Here is a 21,508-nt window from a genome sequence, read left to right as displayed (position 1 = left end):
CGACGGATCGAGGCACCGAGCCACGCTTCATACGAGCCATTTAATTCGAGGCTCGAAAAAAATAGTGACTTAATCGCAAAGCTGTGTCAACTTGAAAATTACAGTGCGTTAAGTTGTTGTATTGCAGCAATAATTTTTGCATTGCAGCAAAATCAACGCCACCGGGAGGAAAACGACACCGTGGTCGAATTGGGACGATCGGACGACGTACGCAAGCGCAATCGCAGCCGTATCCTGGCTGTCTTGCGCCGTAGCGGACCCATGTCCAGGAAGGGCATTTGTGCAAAGACCGGGCTCAGCGCATCGACGGTTTCGGCAATCACTTCGGAGCTGATCGATGAGGCGGTCATCGTCGTGCCCGGCAAGGAAGGCTCCGCCAGCCTCGGCCGCGGCCGCCCGCAGGTTCGGCTGGCGCTCAATCCCAAGGCGGCGCTGGTCGCATCGGCGGTCGTGCAACTCGACCGGGTGTCGGCGACCATTTCCGACTACACGGGACAGCGCATCGCCGATGTCGACCAGCCGTTCCGCGCACGGCGCGCGTCGCCCGAAGATTTCCAGGACACGCTGGTCGACACCATTCGCCGCGCTCTGGCGCAACTGCCGCCGGACGCCGGCAAACTCAAGCGCATTCGGCTTGGCGTGCAGGGCGTGACAGACGTTGCGGGAACTGCAATGCTCTGGTCGCCGATCACGCAGCACCGAAACCTCGGCTTCAAGGCATGCCTGGAGCCGGAGTTCAACGCACATGTGAAGCTCTCCAACGACTGCTCGATGATCGCCCGGGCATTGCACTGGCGCGATCCGGTCCGGTTCAACCGCAATTACGCCGCCGTCCTTCTGTCGCACGGCATCGGCATGGGCCTGATGCTGAACGGCGAACTCGTCAGCGGCATCCGCTCGTCGGGAACGGAATTCGGTCACCTGTCCCACATCCCGGACGGCGCGCTGTGCCGCTGCGGCCGCCGCGGGTGCATCGAGGCCTATGCGGGCGACTACGCGATCTACCGCCGCGCCAATGCGGCCGACGAGACGGAACGGCCGAGAAACGACATCGGCACGACCGAGATGAACGCGGTCCACGAAGCCGCCATCGCCGGTGACCGCGATGCGCTGAAGGCCTACGAGGAGGCCGGGCACGCACTCGGCACGGGCCTTGCCGACATGTACGCACTCGTCGATTCCTTTCCGGTCGCCTTTGTCGGCAACGGAACCGAGGCGTTCGAATTCATCGAGGCGCCCTTGCGCGAGGCGATCGGCGCGACCAAGCTCGACGTCGTCGCGGAGAAGGTCGAGATCCACTGCTTTCCGGACGAAAAGCCGCTCATCGTCGAGGGTTGCACCGTCACCGCGCTGCTCGAACTCGATGAACTGTTCGCCCGGGCGACCGAACGGGCCATCGAGGTGGAAGACAATGCCCTCTAGAACGCTGATATTAGCTGCCGCCGCCTTCGTCGCACTCTTCGCCGGTGCCGCCCCTTCCGGCGACGCCGCGTCCCCGTGGACAGAAGCGACCATCGGCGCCCCCACCCGACAGGCCGATTTTTCCGGCCGCCTTTCAGCCGCACAACTGCAGGCGCTGATGGAGCGCGGCGAGGCTCTGTTTACCGCCAAGTTCACAACCGTCGACGGTGTCGGCCGCCCGATGGCGACGCAGGCGATTATACCGACGAAGAGCAAACGGCCGATACAGCAGTCTTTTCAGCGGCTTCCGGGAATGGATTCAAACGCCTGTTCATCCTGCCACAACGATCCGGTCACCGGCGGTGCCGGCGATTTCGTTGCCAATGTCTTCGTATCCGAGGGCTTCACAAACGCCGATTTCGACACCACCGATCCGCAATTCTCCAACGAGCGCAATACCAATCACCTGATGGGCGCCGGCCTCATCGAGCTGCTGGCGCGCGAGATGACCGCCGAATTGCAGGCGCAGCGCAGCATGGCGCTCAATCAGGCCCGGTCCTCCGGCGAACCGCACACCGTCCGCTTGACCTCCAAGGGCGTGGATTTCGGAGCGGTTACCGCGGAACCGGACGGCATTGTCGATCTTTCCGGGATCGACGGTGTCGACAGCGACCTGGTGATCCGTCCGTTCAGCCAGAAGGGCGTCATCGGCTCCCTGCGGCAGTTCACCGTCAACGCGCTCAACCATCACCACGGCATTCAGGCCGTCGAGCGCTTCGGTCCGCGCTGGACCGGCGAGGACGATTTCGACGAGGACGGCGTTGAGGCCGAGATGGGTGCCGGCGACGTTTCGGCGCTGGTCGCCTGGCAGGCGGGCCGTCCCCCGCCCTCCCGCATCGCACCCGAGAATGACCAATGGCGCAGGCTTTCCGAACGCGGCGGCGACGTGTTCGACGACATCGGCTGCGGCGGCTGTCACCGCCCTGCCCTGCCGCTCGAGAGCCTCGTCTTTGCCGATCCGGGTCCGGTAGACGGCGCCGGAACCCTGAGGCACGGCGAAACGGAAAATGGCGCCGTATACGACCTTGCGCTCCTCGAGTGGGCGAAATCGCTGCCGCGCGATGAAAGCGGCGCTGTCCTGGTCCCGCTGTTCGGCGACCTGAAGCGTCACAAGATCGCCGACCAGCAGGTCTCGGCACTCGGCAACGAACTTCTCGGCCAGCGCTTCGTCGATCGCGACGTCTTCATGACCAGCGAGTTGTGGGGCATCGCCTCGACCGCCCCCTACGGGCACCGCGGCGACTTCACGACGCTCGATGAGGTCATCCGGGCGCACGGCGGCGCCGGCCGTGACAGCCGCGATCGCTATGTCGCTTTGGACGACACGGACCGGGCGGCGCTGATCGCGTTTCTCAAGACATTGGTGATTGCGCCATGAACAACCGATTGATTTTTGCTGCATTGTTCGCCCTGTTCCCGGCAGCCGCGGCGGCCGACGCCCCGAAGATGGACATTCCCGTTCTCGTCGAACAGGCGACTTCGGCCGGAATCGAGCATGTCTACGGCGGACCGTGGGAGTATTTCGTCGGCGGCGGGGCGGCATCGTTCGACTGCAATGGCGACCGCTATCCGGATTTGATGCTGGCCGGCGGCACCGGCCCGGCGCGGCTGTTCGTCAACCGCAGCGTCGGCAGCGACAATTTGCGTTTCGCGGAAATGCCCCTGGAAGTCGACGAGGGCGATCTTGAAAACGTCACCGGCCTTTATCCGATCGACATCGACAATGACGGCTATCGCGACCTGGTGTTGCTCCGGGTTGGGCGCAACATCCTGTTGAAGGGCGGCGCCGATTGCAGCTTCTCGAACGCCAACCGCGACTTCGCCTTTGACGGCGGGCGCGCCTGGACAACCGCATTTGCCGCCACGTTTGAGCCAAACGCCGAATTCCCGACGCTTGCCTTCGGCAACTATGTCGACCGCTCCGCGCCGGGTTCGCCCTGGGGAACCTGTCACGACAACGCCCTGTTCCGGCCCCTGCCCGGCAACCGACTGTCCTATGCCGAGCGCAGTGCGCTCTCGCCCGGCTTCTGCGCCCTTTCGATGATCTTCACCGACTGGAACCGCTCCGGCACGCCGTCGCTCCGCGTCACCAACGACCGCCACTACTATCGTGACGGCGAGGAGCAGTTGTGGCGCATCGATCCGGGCAAGCTGCCGCGCCTCTACCGCCGCGCCGACGGTTGGAAGCGGGTCAACATCTGGGGCATGGGCATCGCCGAAGGCGACATCGATGCGGACGGATTTCCCGAATACGCACTGACGTCGATGGGCGACACCAAGCTGCAGACCCTGGACGAGGAAGCCGAGGAAGGACGGCCGGTTTACCGCGACATCGCCTTCGAGCGCGGCGCCACGGCCCACCGGCCATATACCGGCAGCGATCTGAGACCGTCGACCGGCTGGCATTCGGAATTCGCCGATTTCAACAATGACGGGCTTCTCGATCTCTTCATCGCCAAGGGAAATGTCGAGGAGATGCCGGATTTCGCCGCCTTCGATCCGGACAATCTGCTGCTCGGGCAGCACGACGGGAATTTCTTCGAGGCCGGGCACCTGTCCGGCATAGATCTCGACCGGCGCGGTCGCGGCGCGGTCATCGCCGATTTCGACCTTGACGGCCGGCTCGACCTTCTGGTGGTCAACAGGGAGGCGCCGGTCAGCCTGTTCCACAATCACGGCGGCAGGACGGATTGGGGAACGCGGCCGATGGGCAACTGGCTGCAGATCGAGCTGCGCCAGCAGGGACCAAACAGAAACGCTGTCGGCGCGACGATCCTGGTCAAGTCCGGTAACGAGACGAGGCTGCGCAAGATCCAGACCGGCGGCGGACATGCCTCCGGACATGCCGGATTTATCCATGTCGGAACCGGCGTCGCGGAACGGGCGCAGATCCGTATCCAGTGGCCCGACGGGGAATGGAGCCCGGCCTACCGTGTGTTCGCCAACAATTTTGTTGTGATCGAGCGCGGAAGCAGCGACGCCCGCTATTGGTACCCATAAAAAAATGGGGTGACCCGGCGCGATGGGCCACCCCATTTTCGAGCTCTCAGACAGCGGCATGCGCTGCCGGATCGCCGAATACAATATGTGCACTCTTCCGACGAACACACGATATGTAAACGCCTGTTAACGACATCGCATATCCCAAAAACGACCAATCGACAAGTTTTTGGCCGCAAACCCGAAATTCTTTCATATACGGCACAATCCGTGCGACTTTTTTTGAACGGCGGGACAACCGGTCCGAGGAACAGCCGCGCCCGTTAACGCAACCCGGCGCCTTTGCTTGTAAAAGCCATTTGCCGGTGCGACATTGCCGCCTTGTGTTGCTAACGGAACCGGGCGATCGCGCGTATGGGGGTTGAGAGAGCCAATCCGTCGAACCTTGCCAAACGCTGCGCCAAACTGCGCGCCGGCGACAGGCTGGTGCTCGAACCGGGCCTTTACGGAAAACCTCTGGTTCTGACCGGCATTCGCGGAACAGCACACGATCCGATCATCATAGAGGCGGAAGAAGGCGCGGTCTTTACCGGCGGCCTGTCGCTCAAGAAGTACGGACGGCGCGCCAATCTTATCGCCATGCGCCGGCAGGCCGCGGGCTATTATCCGAGCGTTGGCCAGACCGCCGACGAAGCTGCATTCGCGCTCATTCGTTGCCAGCACATCATTCTGCGCGACCTGAAGTTCCTGCGCTGCTGGCCGACCGCGGTTTACCTCGACGAATGCCAGCACATAACGCTCGACCGGCTGACTTTCCGCGAGGGCGCGATCGCCATTGGCGCCAACGGGCTGACGACGCGCGACGTCACCGTGTGCAATTGCGACTGGAAGCAGGATGTCAGCGCCGGCAACGAAATGTGGAACACGGTGCCTTGGCGGCTGGTGCACGGCTCGAAGAAGAATACGGGCGGCATAGCCGTCGACCCCGATGGCGATTACCGGGCCTGGGACGGCGACTTCTTCCGCGCCTGGGATGTGGCCGGCAATATCATCATCCGCAACAACCGGATAAGCGACGCCTTCAACGGCATTCACTTTTTCAACCGTGTCGACCACCTGGCGCCCGGGATCGATGCCGCCGGGCTGGACTTCAACAACGGCAGGCGGGCCTCGGCCAATGTGCTGATCGAAGGCAACACCTTTACCCGCATCCGCGACAACGCGATCGAGCCCGAGGACTACGCCTGGAACTGGGTGATCAGGCACAACACCTTCGCCGACTGCTACCGACCGTTTTCGTTCGAGCTGCAGCGCGCCGGCTGGTTTTATGTCTATGGAAACTACGGATGGCTGAACAACCCGCCGAGCATGCAGCCGGAACCGGGCGAGCGCACCAGGTGCTCGCATTTCAAACTGGGCGGCGGCCAGAGAAACGAGGGCGGCATCCACGTCTTCTTCAATTCCTGGTATTACCGGACCGGCAAGGGCATATTCCCTAAAGGCGCGCTCGGCCGGTTGCGGCATTTCAACAACGCGATCGGATTCGGCGATCCCGACAACGCCCGGATGTTCGGCAAGACCGGCGCCCTGACCGGCATTTCGGCCACCGTGCCCGCGCCTGATTTCAACGATGATCCCGACACGCATTTCACCCGCAAGTGGGGCAAAGGCGACTTCGACATCGTATTCGACGGCGATCTCGTCGAGGACCGGGAATTTCCCACGGTGCTGCGAAGCAAGGGGTTTGCGCTCGGCGACCGTTCAAAAGGCGGCTCGCCCGAATTCGCGCATCCAGAAGCCCTGCGGCCGGATCTGAGCATTTCGGCGGGCTCTGCTGCGTATGGCGGCTCTATTGCCATGACGATCGACCTGCCCGACGGCGGCCGGTTTGAAGTGGCCGAGGGGCTGAATATCGGCGCACACCAGGACAAGGCGGCTTTCGAAACGCTCGATGGAAAGTTCGGCTTTCTGCCCGACGCCACAAGCGCGCCGGTCACCGAAGAGGCCGGGGCGGAGTCGGAACCGGACGAGCCCGTGCAAAAACCGTCGCTGCTGCTGTTCTAGTCGGCTCCGAAGACCTGGCTTCCGCCGATCCACACACGCTCGACCGCCAACGCATCGGAGAGATGGACGAAATCCGCCCGTGTATCCTCGCCTATACGGCCATGGCTGGCATCGATCCCCATTGCACGCGCAGGGTAAAGCGAGGCCATGCGCAGGGCTTCGCTGAGATCGAGCCCGACCTGCCCGACCAGCACCCGCACGGACGCGATCATGTCGATATCCGCGCCGGCAAGCGTTCCATCCTTGAGTGTCAGCCGCCCGTTCGACCGATAAACGGTACGCCCGTTGAGGGTGAATTCGGTCAGGTCGCTGCCGATGGTCGACATGGCGTCGGTAACGAGAAATATCTTGCCGGGCCCTTGCTTGCCGCGAACGGCAATGCCCATCGAGGCCGGATCGACATGGATTCCGTCAGCGATCAGGCCCGCATAGACACTCGGCTCCGACAGTGCAGCGCCGACCATGCCCGGCTCGCGATGGCCGAGCGGGCTCATGGCGTTGAACAGGTGCGTAAACAGCGTCGCACCGGCTGAGACCATCTCCGACGCGGTGCCGCGGCCGGCATCGCTGTGGCCGAGGCTGACCTTGATACCGGCGGCCGACAACAACGCGACCTGCGCGGCCGTGACCGCTTCCGGTGCCACGGTGACGAGGAGGTTGCCGATCTGCTTCCCGGCGGAAAGCAGACGCTCCATGTCCTCCTCGCCTGCGGGGCGGACGAGACCGGCATCGTGGGCCCCTCGCCGCGCCTGCGAAAGATGCGGGCCTTCGAGGTGCAGTCCGAGGCAGCCCGGAACGGCGCGTTGAAGCGCCGCCGCAGCGGCATCAATGGCCTGCTGCGTGCGTTCCGGAGTATCCGTGATCAGCGTCGGCAGCAGTGCCGTCGTCCCGAAACGGCTGTGCGCCCGGCACATCGTCTCGATGGCCTCGACGCTCGGGTCGTCGTTCATCAGGACGCCGCCGCCGCCATTGACCTGCAGGTCGACAAAGCCCGGGACGATCATTCCTGTCTCCAGGCGGGTGACGGGCAGGCTGTCCGGCAGCCGCGATGCCGGGACGATCCCGGTCACCGTGTCCGCGCCATAGAGGACGGCCGCGTGCGCGTGCCAGGTCGAACCGTCGAAGATCGCGGGTGCGTAGATCGCGGACTGTTGCGTCATGTGGTCTCCGTCACCTTATTCAGTTTTTCCGGCCGGTCCGGATCAAGGCCCATTGAACGTGCCAGCGCTTCAACGAAACCGTAAAACGGAACGATAAGCACCAGGGCGTCGGTGAGCGGATGGCCGGTATCGACAAAGGGCAACGATTGCGCCCTGATGGCACGCGCCGAGGTAACGTGGACGGCAGCGCCGTCCTGCGCCATCTTTTCGGCGGTCGAAACCGTTGCGTCCTCCGCCTTGTCGCGCGCGGCCAGCGCGAGCACCGGGAAGCCGTTGCCGACCAGTGACACCGGCCCGTGCAGCACTTCCGCGGCGCTGTAGGCCTCGGCATGAAGATTGCAGCTCTCCTTGAACTTCAGCGCCGCCTCATGGGCAACGGCAAGTGTCGGACCACGGCCCAGTATGAACAGCGACCGCCCGTTCCGGATATCCGGGCGAAGGGACGACCAGTCGAGCGATACGGCCTTTTCGAGCTGACCGGGCAGCCTTTCCAGCGCCTTCATGAGGTCCTCGTCCCTGGTCCAGGCGGCCAGCAGCAGAAGGCCGGACAGCACCGAGTTGACATAGGTCTTCGTCGCGGCGACGCCTTTTTCGATCCCGGCGCATATGTCCACGGCCAGGTCGCTTTGCGTGGCCAGGGGCGCCTTTTCGGCGTTGGTCAATGAGACCGTCAGCGCACCGCCCTCGGAGGCCGTCTTTTGCAGCGCGACGATGTCCGGGCTCTGCCCGGATTGCGAAATCGAGATGCACAATGCGTTTTCCAGCGACAATCGTGCGCCGTAAATCGAGGCCACGGACGGGCCGACGGAGGCGACCGCTAGGCCGGCCTTCAGTTCGATGGCATATTTCAGAAACGCCGCGGCATGGTCGGACGAACCGCGCGCGACCGTAGTGACAAAGGCCGGATTGCGCGACCGCAGGGTGCTGCCGATGGCAGGCAACATCGGTGAGAGCCAGTCGACGAGCCGCTGAGCGGCAGCCGGTATCTCGTCGATCTCCTCGCGCATATATGTCACGACCTCAACTCCCTTACAGTACATTTGCAGTGCTGTTGCCTAGCTCTTTCCGATGGTCAGTTCGGCAACGAAATCGTAGGCATCGCCGCGATAGAGCGAGCGCGTGAATTCCACCACACGGCCCGATTCCAGATAGGATATCCGTTCGATCCGCAGCCCGGCATCGCCGGCATCGAGATCGAGCAGTTCCGCGTCCTCGGCCCGCAGATTGGTCGCCGAAATGCGCTGCAGCGCCCGCACCGGCCGGAAACCGTAGACATCGAGCGCCGCGTAAAGCGACGTCTCGACCTCGTCGGGATCGGGCAGCATCTGCGTCGAAATCGAAGCGCGCTCGATCGCCAGGGGCCTGTCGTCCGCAATCCGCAGGCGGTCAATGCGCACCACCTCATCGCCGGGCGCCAGGCCAAGGGTGACCATCTCCTCCGGCGACGGCACGAATACCCCCCGTTGCAGCCACTCGGAACGGGCATCCCAGCCGCGGCGCGACATGTCCTCGGTAAAAGACGTCAGGCGCGACAACGGCTGCTCGACGCGCGCTGCGGGCCTTGACACGAATGTGCCGGAACCGTGCCGCTGCACGAGGACGCCGTCCTTGACAAGATCCTGCACGGCCTTGCGGACCGTCACCCGCGAAACATCCGCCAGATCGGCGATGTCGCGTTCCGACGGCAGGGCATCGCCGTCACTGAGCAGGCCATCGCTGATCGCGCGTTCGACCTGGTTGCGCAGCCTCAGATAGAGCGGCCCGCTTCCGGTGCTCAGTCCGTTCTCGGCGGCAAATATTCGATGGAACCGGTCAGGCATGTGCCTCGTCCCTCAAGGAAAATCGCTCAAGTGCGAGCGACAAGGCGCCGTCAAGCGCATCGCCCCTGGCCGGAACCACCAGCGCACGGTGCTCTGGTATCAGCCATGGTTCGTAAAGCGCGCCGAGGCCGCCGAGCAGGCACAGTCTCGGATCGGTCGAAGCCAGCACTACATTGATCGCGTCTTCGACCTGCGCCGCCGCGTCCCTGACAAGCCGTTGCGCGAGGGGATCGCCCTTGTCGGCATATTCGAACACAACCGGGGCAAAGCGCGCGAAGGCGCCGGGCAGCGATTCGTGGGCGAAAGCCACCAGTCTCCTTGGATCATTGTCGAAATCGGCCAGGAGTTTTCCGGTCAGGGCTGTCTGCGGCCTGATGCCGTCATGGGCAAGCAGCGCTTCCTGCATGAGCGAACGGCCAAGCACCGCGCCGCTTCCCTGGTCGCCGACGACGAAGCCCCAGCCGCCGATCGTGTGCACGGTTGCGCCGCGCTTTGCCGCGAAGACCGAGCCCGTCCCCAGGATTGCGACCGCCCCGTCTTCCGCGCCCAGTGCGCCGTGCACGGCGATCAGGGCATCGGGTTCGACAGCACATCGTCCGAACGGCAGCCGTTCCAGAACCATGGCGACGGTCTTTTCGACATTGGCACCGGCAAGGCCGAGCAGCACGTGGCAGGTCGGCAGCACTGCGGCATCAAGTCCGGCGTCGCCGCAAGCCGCTTGGGCCGCTTCGATAATATGACGAATGCCGCTCTCCGGATCGGTCAGGATATTTGCCGCACCGCTCCTGCCCTTTCCGAGGACAGTCCCGTCGCCGCCGGCCAGCGCCGCCCGGCAATTGGTCCCACCACCATCAATTCCGATAAAATACGCGGCCATCAATTCCTCCCGCACACTATAATACCAATAAAATACCATTAACCAAGGGGCAGCGGCAAAATATTTTGTTAACAATATATGTTGTTGATTTTTATTAAAAAACATCGATACGGTTTGTGTTATGGTTGATTTTTCTCGGCCGACAACTGGACAATTGGTATTTTTTTGGCATTATTGATCACGGGAGGACCTGATGCGAAAAACCGTAACCGAATCGCCGCATGCGCGCTCGATCGGACTGGATCTGGAGCAACCGGAAGCCGTATTGGCGCTGCTGCTGGACGGCCAGGCCGAGGCGACGGCCAGCGTCCGTTCGGCCGTGGGTGCGATCGCTTCGGCGTCAACCATCGTCGCACGCACCATCAGCAACGGCGGCACCCTCGCCTACGCGGCTGCGGGCAGTTCCGGACTGATGGCGCTGTCCGACGCCCTGGAACTTCCCGGCACGTTCGGCATCGACCGCGGTCAGATCAGCATCCTCTTCGCCGGCGGCCCGCCCTGGCTGGACAACTTCCGCGGAGGGCCCGAGGACGACGCCGATCTTGGCGCGCGCGACGTGGACGCCGCTGGACTGGGCGACGGTGACTGCGTGATTGCCGTTTCGGCGAGCGGGTCGACGCCCTACGCGGTGGGTGCGCTGACGCGGGCGGGCGAGCGCGGCGCCACGACCATAGGCATCGCCAATAACGCGGACACCCCGCTTCTCGCCAAGGCAGGCACACCGATATTGCTGGCGACGCCGCCGGAACTGATCGCCGGATCGACCCGCATGGGTGCCGGCACGGCGCAGAAAATCGCCCTCAACCTCATTTCAACATTGACGGCCATAAAGCTCGGCCATGTCGTCGACGGGCATATGGTCAATCTCAGCGTCGAGAACGCCAAGCTGCGCACGCGCGCGCTCAACATGATTTCCGACCTGTCCGGCTGCGGCGATGAGGCCGCATCCCGTTGTCTCGACAGGGCGGACGGGTCGGTCAAGATCGCCATTCTGCTCGCCTGCGGCGCTGGCGATGCGGACGCAGCAAAACGGCTGCTCGACACCCATAACGGCAATGTACGGTCCGCAATGACCGCACTGGATCAGGGCCAAGGTCCTGAAAGGCAACGCGCCTGAGCGGCGCAACATCAGGGAGAGAACTATGAAGAGCACAACACTCAAGGGGCTGCTTCTCGCTTCGACGCTTCTGTGCAGTGTCGGCCTCGCCTATGGGCAGGATGCGGAGTTGATTATCGAAAGCTGGCGCAATGACGACCTGGAAATCTGGCAGTCAAAACTGATTCCGGCATTCGAGGCCAAGCATCCCGGTATCAAGGTCAAGTTCACGCCAACGGCACCAACCGAATACAATGCGGCGTTGAATTTCAAGCTGGAAGCAGGCTCAGCGGGCGATCTCATCACCTGCCGTCCATTCGATGCCTCGCTGGCACTCTACGAGGCAGGCCATCTGGCGCCGGTCACCGATCTCGAAGGCATGAAGAATTTCTCCGACGTTGCCAAGTCCGGCTGGTCGACCGATGACGGCTCGGCGCAGTTCTGCGTTCCGATGGCGTCGGTGATCCACGGCTTCATCTACAACAAGGACGCCTTCGACGAACTCGGGCTTTCCGTGCCGCAGACCGAGGGCGAACTCTTCGCCGCGCTCGACAAGATCAAGGAAGACGGCAACTACGTGCCCATGGCCATGGGCACCAATGACCAGTGGGAAGCCGCGACCATGGGCTACCAGAATATCGGCCCCAATTACTGGAAGGGCGAGGAAGGCCGTCTTGCGCTGATCAAGGGCGACCAGAAGCTGACTGACGATGTCTGGGTGCAGCCTTACGAGACCCTCGCCAAGTGGAAGGACTATCTCGGCGACGGCTTCGAAGCCCAGACCTACCCCGACAGCCAGAACATGTTCACGCTCGGCCGCGCCGCGATTTATCCGGCGGGTTCCTGGGAGATCTCCGGTTTCAACAATCTGGCCGATTTCCAGATGGGTGCCTTTCCGCCGCCCGTGCGCAATGCCGGCGACGATTGCTTTATCTCCGACCACACCGATATCGCAATCGGCATGAACGCGAAGACAGCCAACCCGGAAGCCGCCAAGGCATTCCTGAACTGGGTCGGCTCGGAGGAATTCGCAACACTTTATGCGAACGCACTTCCCGGCTTCTTCTCGCTGTCCGATCACGATGTGAAAATGGACGATGCGCTGGCCCAGGAATTCGTCTCCTGGCGCGGAAAGTGCAACTCGACCATCCGCTCGACCTACCAGATCCTGTCGCGCGGCACGCCGAACCTTGAGAACGAGACCTGGAACGCCTCGGCTAATGTCATCCGTGGCACGGAGTCGCCGCAGGATGCAGCCAAGCGTCTGCAGGACGGCCTCTCGAGCTGGAACGACAACCACAAGTAAATCGACCGTCCGGGCCGGCAAATCGCCGGCCCGGGCTCTTCATGGCACCCGGGGACATCCATGAGCGCTTCCGAAGAAAAGAAAAGGCCGGTGCGATGGCACATCGCGGTTTTTCTGGCGCCTGCGGTACTCGTCTACACGGCGATCATGATCCTGCCGCTCTTCGGAACGCTGCAACTGTCGCTCTTCCGCGAGGTCGAGCAGCAGCAGGTCTTTGTCGGCTTCGATAATTTCCGCATCCTGTTCGGCGATCCGCGGTGGTCTGAATCCTTCTGGAACGCGCTGTTCAACAACACCTGGTTCTTCATCATCCACATGCTGGTGCAGAACCCGCTCGGCGTCCTGTTCGCGGCGCTCCTGTCGAGCCCGAAGCTGCGCTTTTCGGTCTTCTACCGCACCGCCATCTTCGTTCCGACGATCCTGTCCTTCGTTATCGTCGGTTTTGTCTGGAAGCTGATCCTGAGCCCGCTGTGGGGCATCACGCCAGACATGCTCGACGCGATCGGCCTCAAGAGCCTTTTCGCACCCTGGCTCGGCAAGCCTGAATATGCGCTGACGACATTGAGCCTGATTTCCGTGTGGCAGTTCATCGGCATACCGATGATGCTGATCTATGCGGCGCTCCTTTCCATTCCGGACGAGGTCCTCGAGGCCGCCGAATGCGACGGCGTGACCGGCATGAGCCAGTTCTGGAAGATCAAGCTGCCCCTGGTGCTGCCGTCGATCGGCATCATTTCGATCCTGACCTTCGTCGGCAATTTCAACGCCTTCGATCTGATCTACACGGCCCAGGGCGCGCTCGCCGGCCCCAACTACGCAACGGACATACTCGGCACTTTCCTCTACCGGACCTTCTTCGGTTTCCAGCTGCAGATCGGCGACCCGAACATGGGTTCGACCATCGCCTCCGTCATGTTCCTCATCATCCTTGCCGGCGTGTCGCTGTATCTGTTCGGCATCCAGACGCGGCTGCGCCGCTACCAGTTCTGAGGCAGCCATGGCGAAGGCAACCCATTCCCTCACCCGGTCGTTCGCAGCGCACGCCATCCTGGCGGCCTACACCGTCATCGCCCTGTTTCCGGTGGTCGTGATCATCATTAACTCGTTCAAGTCGCGCAAGGCGATCTTCCGCTCGCCGCTTTCTCTGCCGGACCGGGACAGCTTCAGCCTGATCGGCTATGAGACCGTCCTCGCCCAGGGCGATTTCTTCCTCTATTTCCAGAACAGCCTCATCGTGACGGTGGTCTCGCTGTTCTTCGTGCTGCTGTTCGGCGCCATGGCTGCCTTCGCGCTTTCCGAATACCGTTTCCGCGGCAATACCCTGATGGGACTGTACCTGGCGCTCGGCATCATGATCCCGATCCGCCTCGGCACCGTGGCAATCCTGAAACTGATGGTGGCAAGCGGCCTGGTCAACACGCTGACCGCGCTGATCCTGGTCTACACCGCGCAGGGCCTGCCGCTGGCCATCTTTATCCTGTCGGAGTTCATGCGCCAGCTCTCGGCCGACCTCAAGGATGCCGGGCGCATCGACGGGCTTTCGGAATACCGCATCTTCCTGCGCCTGGTGCTGCCGCTGGTGCGGCCCGCGATGGCGACTGTCGCGGTCTTCACGATGATCCCGATCTGGAACGATCTCTGGTTCCCGCTGATCCTGGCGCCGGCCGAGGAAACCAAGACGATCACCCTGGGCGCCCAGGTCTTCATCGGCCAGTTCGTCACCAACTGGAACGCCGTTCTCTCCGCGCTGTCCCTGGCAATCCTGCCGGTCCTTGTCCTCTATGTCATCTTCTCGCGCCAGCTCATCCGCGGCATCACAGCAGGAGCAGTCAAATGACCGAGAACCCCTTGCGAGTCATGGTCGCCGGTCTCGGCAATATGGGGCGCAGCCATGCCCTCGCCTATCACGGCAATCCCGGCTTCGATATCGCCGGTCTCGTCAACCGCTCGATCGTGGAACTGCCGGAAGCGCTCGCGGGCTATCGCATTCACCCTTCCTTCGAGGAGGCCCTCGGCGAACTGCGCCCGGATGCGGTTTCGATTAACACCTATTCGGACAGCCATGCGCCCTTCGCGGTCCAGGCGCTGGAGGCCGGCTGCCACGTGTTTGTCGAGAAGCCGCTGGCGACGACGGTCCAGGATGCCCGCAAGGTGGTGGATTGCGCGATCGCCAATGGCCGCAAACTGGTCATCGGCTATATCCTGCGCCACCACCCGTCCTGGGTGCGGCTCATCGCGGAGTCGCGCAATCTCGGCGGTCCCTACGTCTTCCGGATGAACCTTAACCAGCAATCCAGCGGCGCCACCTGGCAGACGCACAGGCAGCTGATGCAGTCCACCTCGCCGATCGTCGACTGCGGCGTCCACTACGTCGATGTGATGTGCCAGATCGTCGACGCGAAACCCGTCGAGGTGCGCGGCATGGGCTTGCGGCTCTCCGAGGAGATCGACGACTGGATGTACAATTACGGCCACCTGCAGGTTCTGTTCGAGGACGGTTCCGTCGGCTGGTACGAGGCCGGATGGGGGCCGATGATGTCGGAAACCGCCTTTTTCGTGAAAGACGTAATCTCTCCAAACGGCTGCGTGTCGATCGTCATGGACGAGAACGCCAAATCCGACGATATCGACACCCACACGCAGACGCAGCGCATCCGCATCCACCGCGCCGATACCGGAACCGACGGCGAGTTCACATTTCCCGATGAACTCGTTTCGATGCAGGGCGAGCCGGACCACCAGGAACTGTGCAACCGGGAACAGGCCTACTTCCTCAAGGCGATCCGCGAGGATATCGACCTGTCCCGCCACATGGAGGATGCCGTCCAGTCCCTCAGCGTCTGCCTTGCGGCAGATGAAAGCGTACGCACCGGAAAACCAGTGCGTCTGGCACCGTAGGCAAAAGGCAGGGACGGAACTTGGGCTCGCTCGTATTAGAAAACATCCGCAAATCCTTCGGCCAGGTCGAGGTGCTCAAGGGCATCGATCTCGAGGTCAGCGATGGCGAATTCGTTATCTTCGTCGGCCCGTCGGGCTGCGGCAAATCCACCTTGCTGCGGGTTATCGCCGGCCTCGAGGACGCAACGGCCGGGGCTATCAGCATCGATGGCGATGCCGTCGGCCACCTGCCGCCGTCGAAGCGCGGCATTGCAATGGTCTTCCAGACCTATGCGCTTTATCCGCACCTGAGCGTCCGCAACAACATGGCGCTCGGCATGAAACAGGCCGGCCAGCCGGCCGACCAGATAGCAGAGCGCGTCGCCGCCGCGTCGAAAATGCTGTCCCTCGAAGAGTACCTCGAACGCTATCCGGCGGAGCTTTCCGGCGGGCAGCGCCAGCGGGTTGCGATCGGACGCGCGGTCGTGCGCAATCCGCAGCTCTTCCTGTTTGACGAGCCGCTGTCCAACCTTGATGCGGCGCTGCGTGTCAACACGCGCCTGGAAATTGCCCGCCTGCACCGCGAGCTGGGCGCGACGATGATCTACGTCACGCACGACCAGGTCGAGGCGATGACGCTGGCCGACAAGATCGTCGTCCTCAACAACGGTGTCGTCGAGCAGATCGGTTCGCCCATGGAGCTCTACAACAGCCCGGCCAACATGTTCGTGGCCGGCTTCATCGGATCGCCGCAGATGAACTTCATCGCCGCAGAGCGGATCGGCAGGAGCGACGCGAAGACGGTCGGCATACGGCCGGAGCACATATCCGTGGATCGCGAGTCGGGAACCTGGGCCGGAAATGTGCTTCACGCCGAGCATCTCGGCGCCGACACGATCCTATACATGGAGACCGAGGCGGCCGGCCTTCTGACTGTGCGCCTGTTCGGCGAGCACAAGTTCAACGCGGGCGACCGGCTTTACGCGACCCCGGACGAAGCCCGCATATTCGGTTTCGACGATGCGGGCCGATCAATATCCGGATAAAAGCCGAACACGATTGACATTGAATATTTCATGTTTTACATGAATTTTCCATTCAAAAACATGGAAAACAGAAATGTCACCGTCATCAGACCGCAACACAACGGGCAACCCGCCCGCGAGGCGCATTTATGCCTTGGCCCGGATACTCGCCGTCGCAACGACCATAGCCATGGTCCTGCTGCCGCTATTGACTGCCCTGGTTTGGGCAGCCGCACTGGTCGGCACGCTGCCGCAATGGCTGGCAATGGAGCATTTCAGCGGTACCGCCGTCCCCGTCGATCTGGCGACGACCAGCCCGTGGGCGAAACTCCTGGCGCTGTCCGTCGAGATGGTCGGTGCGCTCATCCTTGTCTACGGCCTTTCGGGTCTTCGGCGCACATTCGTCGAGAGCGCCGAAGGACGCTGGTTCTCTGCGTCTTCGATCGACGGCTTTCGCCGGTTCGCCTGGGTCAGTCTTGCCATGGTCTTCGTCGACATCGTCCAGCAGTCGGCGCTCAGCGTCATCATGTCGGTCGGCACGCCCGGCGTGCAGAACCAGCTGAGCATCAGTTTCGGATCGCTCGATCTCGCCAAACTCTTCACCGCCCTGCTTTTCGTTTTCGTCGCCCAGGTCTTCGTCGCCGGCAAGGCGATCGACGACGAGAACGCGGCGTTCATCTGAGCGCGCCATGAAAATCATCGTCAACCTGGACGTCATGCTCGCCCGCCGGAAAATGAAGCTGAAGGACCTCGCCGCGGCCATTTCCATCAGCGAGCAGAACGTCTCGCTGATCAAGACCGGAAAGGTCAAGGGCATACGCTTCGAGACACTCGCGAAGATCTGCGCAGTTCTCGACTGCCAGCCCGGCGATATTCTCGAATTCTCAAGCTCGACGGAGTGAAGGCTCGGATTCAAACGCCCCCGGGGGCCTGATCCAGCGGGTAGCGGCGGGGCGCAAGCGCGCCCTGGAACCAGGAGACGAAGCTCTCCATGGTGAATACCGGACGGCCGATTTCCTTCGCAATATCAGCGGCATAGGGCATCATGTTCGTGCATTCTAGCAGGACCGCACCGACCTCCGGATGGTCGAGCATGAGCTCCCGGCCGGCATTGACGAGATCGCGCCGGGCAGCCTCGACATCGAGCTCCGCCTCATTGCCGAGGATCACCCGGCTGAACTCCTCGCCACCGTCGGTTCCGACGATCGGCGTGTCGGTATCGACGCCGGCGCTGCGCAGATGCGCTTCGCTCAGCGTACCGGCGGAAATCGTGATGATGCCAACCCGCCTGCCCGGCGGCAGCATGGCCTCGATAAGCGGCGCCTGCATGAGCGAGGAGGCGGCAACCGGCACGCCCACGGACCCCGCCAGTTCCTCCTGGAACAGCGACAGGAACCCGCAATTGGTCGTGATGCCGTCGCAGCCGTCGGCCACCAGCACCTGTGCGGCCTCGATGAACGGCTCGAGAAGCCCTTCCGCATTGTGCAGCACCACGCGGTCCGGCGATGCGCCGCGCACGACCTTGTAGCGCACTGGAAACGGCCAGGTTGCGGCATGGCCCATATCACCGGGAATGCGCGGAAACCTTGCCTCGAGCATCAATATTCCGATCGAGGCGCCGTAAACGGATTTGCCACCGGACACAATCATGTCGATCTCACGGCTTGGACGGGCGCTTTCGGAATGAAACACCCAAATTGCCGCCGGGCGCAAGGGGCTTGCTCGGCCCCTCAGTCAGTCCACATCGACGAAACGGTTCTCGGCAACGGATTTCAGGGCCGCTTCCGCCAGAATCAGGGATTTCAGACCGTCTTCGCCCGTCGGCGAGATTTCCGCGCCGTCGCGCAAGGCGGCGATGAAGGCCGTGATCTCGGCGGCATAGGCGTCGATATAGCGGGTCATGAAGAAATCGTGCAAAGGCGGACGCTGGTGTCCCTGCTCCGTCGCGATCTCGATCATCACCGGCCGCTGGTTCTCGGCCGCGACCATGCCCTTCGAGCCGTGCACCTCTATGCGCTGGTCATAACCATAGGTCGCGCGGCGCGAGTTGGTGATCACGCATTGCCGCCCGCTCGCGGTTTCGAGGATGACGCTGGCGGTATCGTAGTCACCGAGATCACCGATCGCCTTGTCCACCAGCACGGAAGCCACGGCACACACGCGCGATACTTCCTCGCCGAGCAGGAACCGCGCCATGTCGAAATCATGGATCGTCATGTCGCGGAAGATTCCGCCGGACTTGGCGATGTATTCCGCCGGCGGAGGGCCTGGGTCGCGCGATGTCAACTCGACAAGTTCCACATCGCCGATCTGGCCCGCGTCGATTGCCGCCCGCACCGCCTGGAACGAGGGATCGAAACGGCGATTGAAGCCGACCATCAGCTTGGCGCCGGTCTGTTCGACGGTGGCAAGGCATTCGCGCACCCGTGTCACGCTCAGGTCAATGGGCTTTTCGCAGAAGATCGCCTTTCCCGCGCGGGCGAAGCGCTCGATGAGATCCGCATGCGTGTCGGTCGGCGTGCAGATGACGACAGCGTCTATGTCGGCGGCGGCCTCGATGTCCTCGAGCGAGCGGACCTCGCACTCGAAATCGGCCGCAAGGCTTTGCGCGGCTTCCGGAATGGCGTCCATGACCGCGACCAGCCGGGCGTCGCTGTTTCCGGTCACGGCCCGGGCATGCACCTTGCCGATGCGGCCTGCCCCGAGCAACGCAAAACGAACACTCATCTCTTTGAATCCTGTTGTCGAAGGTTGGTGTGTCGAATACGGATTACAGTCCGCCGGCGCACCGTTCAATAGGAATAACGCCGGCCGGGCAAAGCCGGCCGGCGATGATGCTAGACCGTGCCGCCGAGGGAGCCCTCGAGCTGCGCTAGTTCCTTGCCGCCGGCCATCATGTCCTGCAGCTCCTCGGCCTCGATTTCGCCGCGCTTGGCCGTCCCGAGCGTCTGACCGCGGTTAAGCACCGTGAACCGGTCGCCGACGGCGAGCGCATGGCGGACATTGTGGGAGATGAACACGACGCCGATCCCTTTCTTGCGGACCTTGTCGATCGTCGCCAGCACGTTGGACGTCTGCCGCACGCCGAGCGCGGAGGTCGGCTCGTCGAGGATCAGGATCTTGGCGCCGAAATAGACTGACCGGGCGATCGCCACGGTCTGCCGCTCACCGCCGGACAATGTGCCGACGGCCTGGTCCGGCTCGCGCAGGTGAATGCCCATGCGATCCATCTCTTCCATCGTCACCCGGTTGGCCTTGTCGAAATCGATGAATTTCAACGGTCCCAGGCGTCGTAGCGGCTCGCGCCCCATCCAGAAGTTGCGCGTCACCGACATCAGCGGGATCATGGCGAGATCCTGGTAGACGGTGGCGATCCCGGCCTCGATGGCGTCGCGTGCCGTATGGAAAACGACCTGCTGTCCGTCCATGAAGATCTCGCCCTTCGTCGGCTGGTGCACGCCGGCCATCGTCTTGATGAAGGTCGACTTGCCTGCGCCGTTGTCGCCGAGAAGGCAGTGGCATTCTCCGGGATACACACTGACCGACACACCGTTCAGCGCGATCACCGAACCGAAATGCTTCTCGATGTTCTTGAGCTCAATGAGTGGCGTGGTCATATCAGCGCTCCCCCGTGATGCTGCGGCGGATATAGGTGTTCAAAATCACCGCGAGCAGCAGGATGACGCCGAGGAACACGCGGAACAGCGAACTCTCGACACCTGCGAAGAACAACCCCTGCTGCACGACGCCGAAGATCAGCGCGCCGAGCGCGGCGCCGATCACCGAGCCGTAGCCGCCGGTCAGCAGCGCCCCGCCGATGACCACGGAAATGATCGCCTCGAACTCCTTCAGGACACCGCGGTCGGCCGCCGCCGAGCCGAACTCCATCACCTGACAGGTCGCGAATACTGTGGCGCAGAAGGCGGTGAACATGAACATCAGGATCTTCACGCGGTTGACCGGAACACCCGAATAACGGGCCGCCTGGGCGTCGCCGCCGGAGGCGAAGATCCAGTTGCCGAAACGCGTGCGCGTCAGGAGGATGTGGCCGAATATGATGAGTCCGATCGCCCAGACGACCAGCATCGGCACGCCGTCGACCACGGGTTCGCCCGCCCGGTTGCCGGCGACGAACTTGTCGATGAGGCCGTTGTCGGCCAGCCATTGAAAGAACCCGGTCAGGATCTTGCCGCCGAAGATCGCGGCGAGCCAGTCGCCCTCGGCCGCATCGCGCACGCCGCCGATGATCGTCTTGTTGGTGGTAACGCGCGCCAGGAAGATGGTCAGCCCGCGCAGGATATAAAGGAACGCCAGCGTCACGATGAACGATGGCAGGCCGGTCCGAATGACCAGGAACCCGTTGAGCCAGCCGATCCCCATCGCGATGGCGAAGGCGACGATGATCGATAGCCACATCGGCTGCTCGTAGGTCACCGACATCATGGCGATGATGATTCCCGAGAAACCGATCATCGAACCCACGGACAAATCGAATTCTCCGGCGATCATCAACAGACAGGCACCGACGGCGATAATTGCGAACTGCGCCGAAACCACGGTCCAGTTCTGGATGCCCTCCGGTGAGAACATTCCTGAATCGCGGGCGATCAGAAAGAAAAAGACAAAGACCAGGATGACGCCGCAGATCGATCCCAGTTCCGGACGTACGAGCGCCTTGCGCAATGGCGAAATCTGACGAACGCGCTCGTCCTTCGCCTCTTCTGGCGGTGATGCCGCCTTGGTGTCGGCTTCCGACATATCAGCCTCCATCCACACCCGGACATTCCAGGTGGGTCCACTCCTCAGAAATGCAATGTTGCGACGGTGACGCCGTGGCAGCCACACAAACCCTCGGGCAACTCAGCGGTACGTTCCGCATGCC

20 protein-coding genes are annotated in these 21,508 nt (G+C 62.7%); 12 read left to right on the top strand and 8 right to left on the bottom strand.

Going from position 1 to position 21,508, the window contains the following annotated elements; genetic code table 11:
- Nucleotides 1-180: 180 nt before the first annotated feature.
- The 4 genes from E4M07_RS01785 (at nt 181) to E4M07_RS01770 (ending at nt 6,465) form a co-directional block, all read left to right on the top strand.
- Complete coding sequence (locus E4M07_RS01785) at nt 181-1,422, top strand: ROK family transcriptional regulator (protein ID WP_169054052.1); 1,242 nt, start codon at nt 181-183, stop codon at nt 1,420-1,422.
- Nucleotides 1,412-2,839 carry a di-heme oxidoredictase family protein gene (locus E4M07_RS01780; protein ID WP_136656565.1) on the top strand — a complete coding sequence of 476 codons (1,428 nt, stop codon included), beginning with the start codon at nt 1,412-1,414 and terminating at the stop codon, nt 2,837-2,839. Before E4M07_RS01785 ends, E4M07_RS01780 begins: the two co-directional genes overlap by 11 nt.
- Nucleotides 2,836-4,461 carry a VCBS repeat-containing protein gene (locus E4M07_RS01775; RefSeq protein WP_136656564.1) on the top strand — a complete coding sequence of 542 codons (1,626 nt, stop codon included), beginning with the start codon at nt 2,836-2,838 and terminating at the stop codon, nt 4,459-4,461. The genes E4M07_RS01780 and E4M07_RS01775 overlap by 4 nt, the downstream gene beginning before the upstream one ends.
- 354 nt (nt 4,462-4,815) lie before the next feature.
- Nucleotides 4,816-6,465, top strand: coding sequence for a right-handed parallel beta-helix repeat-containing protein (locus E4M07_RS01770; protein ID WP_136656563.1), 1,650 nt, complete (start codon nt 4,816-4,818; stop codon nt 6,463-6,465).
- Here the strand turns inward: E4M07_RS01770 and nagA are convergent.
- From nagA to E4M07_RS01750, 4 genes are read right to left on the bottom strand one after another with little or no spacing between them, the layout of a single operon-like run.
- Complete coding sequence (gene nagA, locus E4M07_RS01765; RefSeq protein WP_136656562.1) at nt 6,462-7,625, bottom strand: N-acetylglucosamine-6-phosphate deacetylase; 1,164 nt, start codon at nt 7,623-7,625, stop codon at nt 6,462-6,464. The genes E4M07_RS01770 and nagA overlap by 4 nt on opposite strands.
- Complete coding sequence (locus E4M07_RS01760; protein ID WP_136657468.1) at nt 7,622-8,632, bottom strand: SIS domain-containing protein; 1,011 nt, start codon at nt 8,630-8,632, stop codon at nt 7,622-7,624. Before E4M07_RS01760 ends, nagA begins: the two co-directional genes overlap by 4 nt.
- Before the next feature lie 48 nt (nt 8,633-8,680).
- Nucleotides 8,681-9,445, bottom strand: a complete 765-nt coding sequence (locus E4M07_RS01755; RefSeq protein ID WP_136656561.1) for a GntR family transcriptional regulator — start codon at nt 9,443-9,445, stop codon at nt 8,681-8,683.
- A complete protein-coding gene (locus E4M07_RS01750) occupies nt 9,438-10,322 on the bottom strand; it encodes a BadF/BadG/BcrA/BcrD ATPase family protein (RefSeq protein WP_136656560.1) in 885 nt (294 codons plus the stop codon). Before E4M07_RS01750 ends, E4M07_RS01755 begins: the two co-directional genes overlap by 8 nt.
- Before the next feature lie 193 nt (nt 10,323-10,515).
- On the opposite strand from E4M07_RS01750, the gene E4M07_RS01745 reads away from it, so the two are divergent.
- From E4M07_RS01745 to E4M07_RS01710, 8 genes are all read left to right on the top strand, one after another.
- Nucleotides 10,516-11,439, top strand: coding sequence for an N-acetylmuramic acid 6-phosphate etherase (locus tag E4M07_RS01745; protein ID WP_136656559.1), 924 nt, complete (start codon nt 10,516-10,518; stop codon nt 11,437-11,439).
- Between the two features lie 25 nt (nt 11,440-11,464).
- The gene (locus tag E4M07_RS01740) at nt 11,465-12,724 is read left to right on the top strand and encodes an ABC transporter substrate-binding protein (RefSeq protein ID WP_136656558.1); all 1,260 of its coding nucleotides are present in this window, start codon (nt 11,465-11,467) and stop codon (nt 12,722-12,724) included.
- Nucleotides 12,725-12,784: 60 nt separating this feature from the next.
- Nucleotides 12,785-13,714: a sugar ABC transporter permease gene (locus E4M07_RS01735; protein WP_136656557.1), complete on the top strand. Its 930-nt coding sequence runs from the start codon at nt 12,785-12,787 to the stop codon at nt 13,712-13,714.
- Between the two features lie 7 nt (nt 13,715-13,721).
- Nucleotides 13,722-14,561 carry a carbohydrate ABC transporter permease gene (locus tag E4M07_RS01730; protein ID WP_136656556.1) on the top strand — a complete coding sequence of 280 codons (840 nt, stop codon included), beginning with the start codon at nt 13,722-13,724 and terminating at the stop codon, nt 14,559-14,561.
- The gene (locus tag E4M07_RS01725) at nt 14,558-15,622 is read left to right on the top strand and encodes a Gfo/Idh/MocA family oxidoreductase (protein WP_136656555.1); all 1,065 of its coding nucleotides are present in this window, start codon (nt 14,558-14,560) and stop codon (nt 15,620-15,622) included. The genes E4M07_RS01730 and E4M07_RS01725 overlap by 4 nt, the downstream gene beginning before the upstream one ends.
- Nucleotides 15,623-15,642: 20 nt before the next feature.
- The gene (locus E4M07_RS01720) at nt 15,643-16,647 is read left to right on the top strand and encodes an ABC transporter ATP-binding protein (protein WP_136656554.1); all 1,005 of its coding nucleotides are present in this window, start codon (nt 15,643-15,645) and stop codon (nt 16,645-16,647) included.
- Between the two features lie 73 nt (nt 16,648-16,720).
- The gene (locus tag E4M07_RS01715) at nt 16,721-17,308 is read left to right on the top strand and encodes a DUF2975 domain-containing protein (RefSeq protein ID WP_136656553.1); all 588 of its coding nucleotides are present in this window, start codon (nt 16,721-16,723) and stop codon (nt 17,306-17,308) included.
- Nucleotides 17,309-17,315: 7 nt separating this feature from the next.
- Nucleotides 17,316-17,528 (top strand): helix-turn-helix transcriptional regulator, encoded by a 213-nt coding sequence (locus E4M07_RS01710; protein ID WP_136656552.1) that lies wholly within the window; start codon nt 17,316-17,318, stop codon nt 17,526-17,528.
- Nucleotides 17,529-17,538: 10 nt separating this feature from the next.
- On the opposite strand, the gene E4M07_RS01705 is transcribed toward E4M07_RS01710, so the two are convergent.
- From E4M07_RS01705 to E4M07_RS01690, 4 genes are all read right to left on the bottom strand, one after another.
- Nucleotides 17,539-18,276 (bottom strand): aspartate/glutamate racemase family protein, encoded by a 738-nt coding sequence (locus E4M07_RS01705; RefSeq protein ID WP_206057153.1) that lies wholly within the window; start codon nt 18,274-18,276, stop codon nt 17,539-17,541.
- A gap of 84 nt (nt 18,277-18,360) precedes the next feature.
- Nucleotides 18,361-19,353 carry an inositol 2-dehydrogenase gene (iolG, locus tag E4M07_RS01700; RefSeq protein WP_136656551.1) on the bottom strand — a complete coding sequence of 331 codons (993 nt, stop codon included), beginning with the start codon at nt 19,351-19,353 and terminating at the stop codon, nt 18,361-18,363.
- A gap of 110 nt (nt 19,354-19,463) precedes the next feature.
- Nucleotides 19,464-20,243, bottom strand: coding sequence for an ATP-binding cassette domain-containing protein (locus tag E4M07_RS01695; RefSeq protein ID WP_136656550.1), 780 nt, complete (start codon nt 20,241-20,243; stop codon nt 19,464-19,466).
- A gap of 1 nt (nt 20,244) precedes the next feature.
- Nucleotides 20,245-21,384 (bottom strand): ABC transporter permease, encoded by a 1,140-nt coding sequence (locus E4M07_RS01690; protein ID WP_136656549.1) that lies wholly within the window; start codon nt 21,382-21,384, stop codon nt 20,245-20,247.
- Nucleotides 21,385-21,508: the final 124 nt, after the last annotated feature.

Source organism: Nitratireductor sp. XY-223, from assembly GCF_004959855.1.
Lineage (GTDB): Bacteria > Pseudomonadota > Alphaproteobacteria > Rhizobiales > Rhizobiaceae > Hoeflea_A.
The sequence above is the reverse complement of the archived record's forward strand: the minus strand, read 5'-3'. Positions and strand labels throughout refer to the sequence as shown.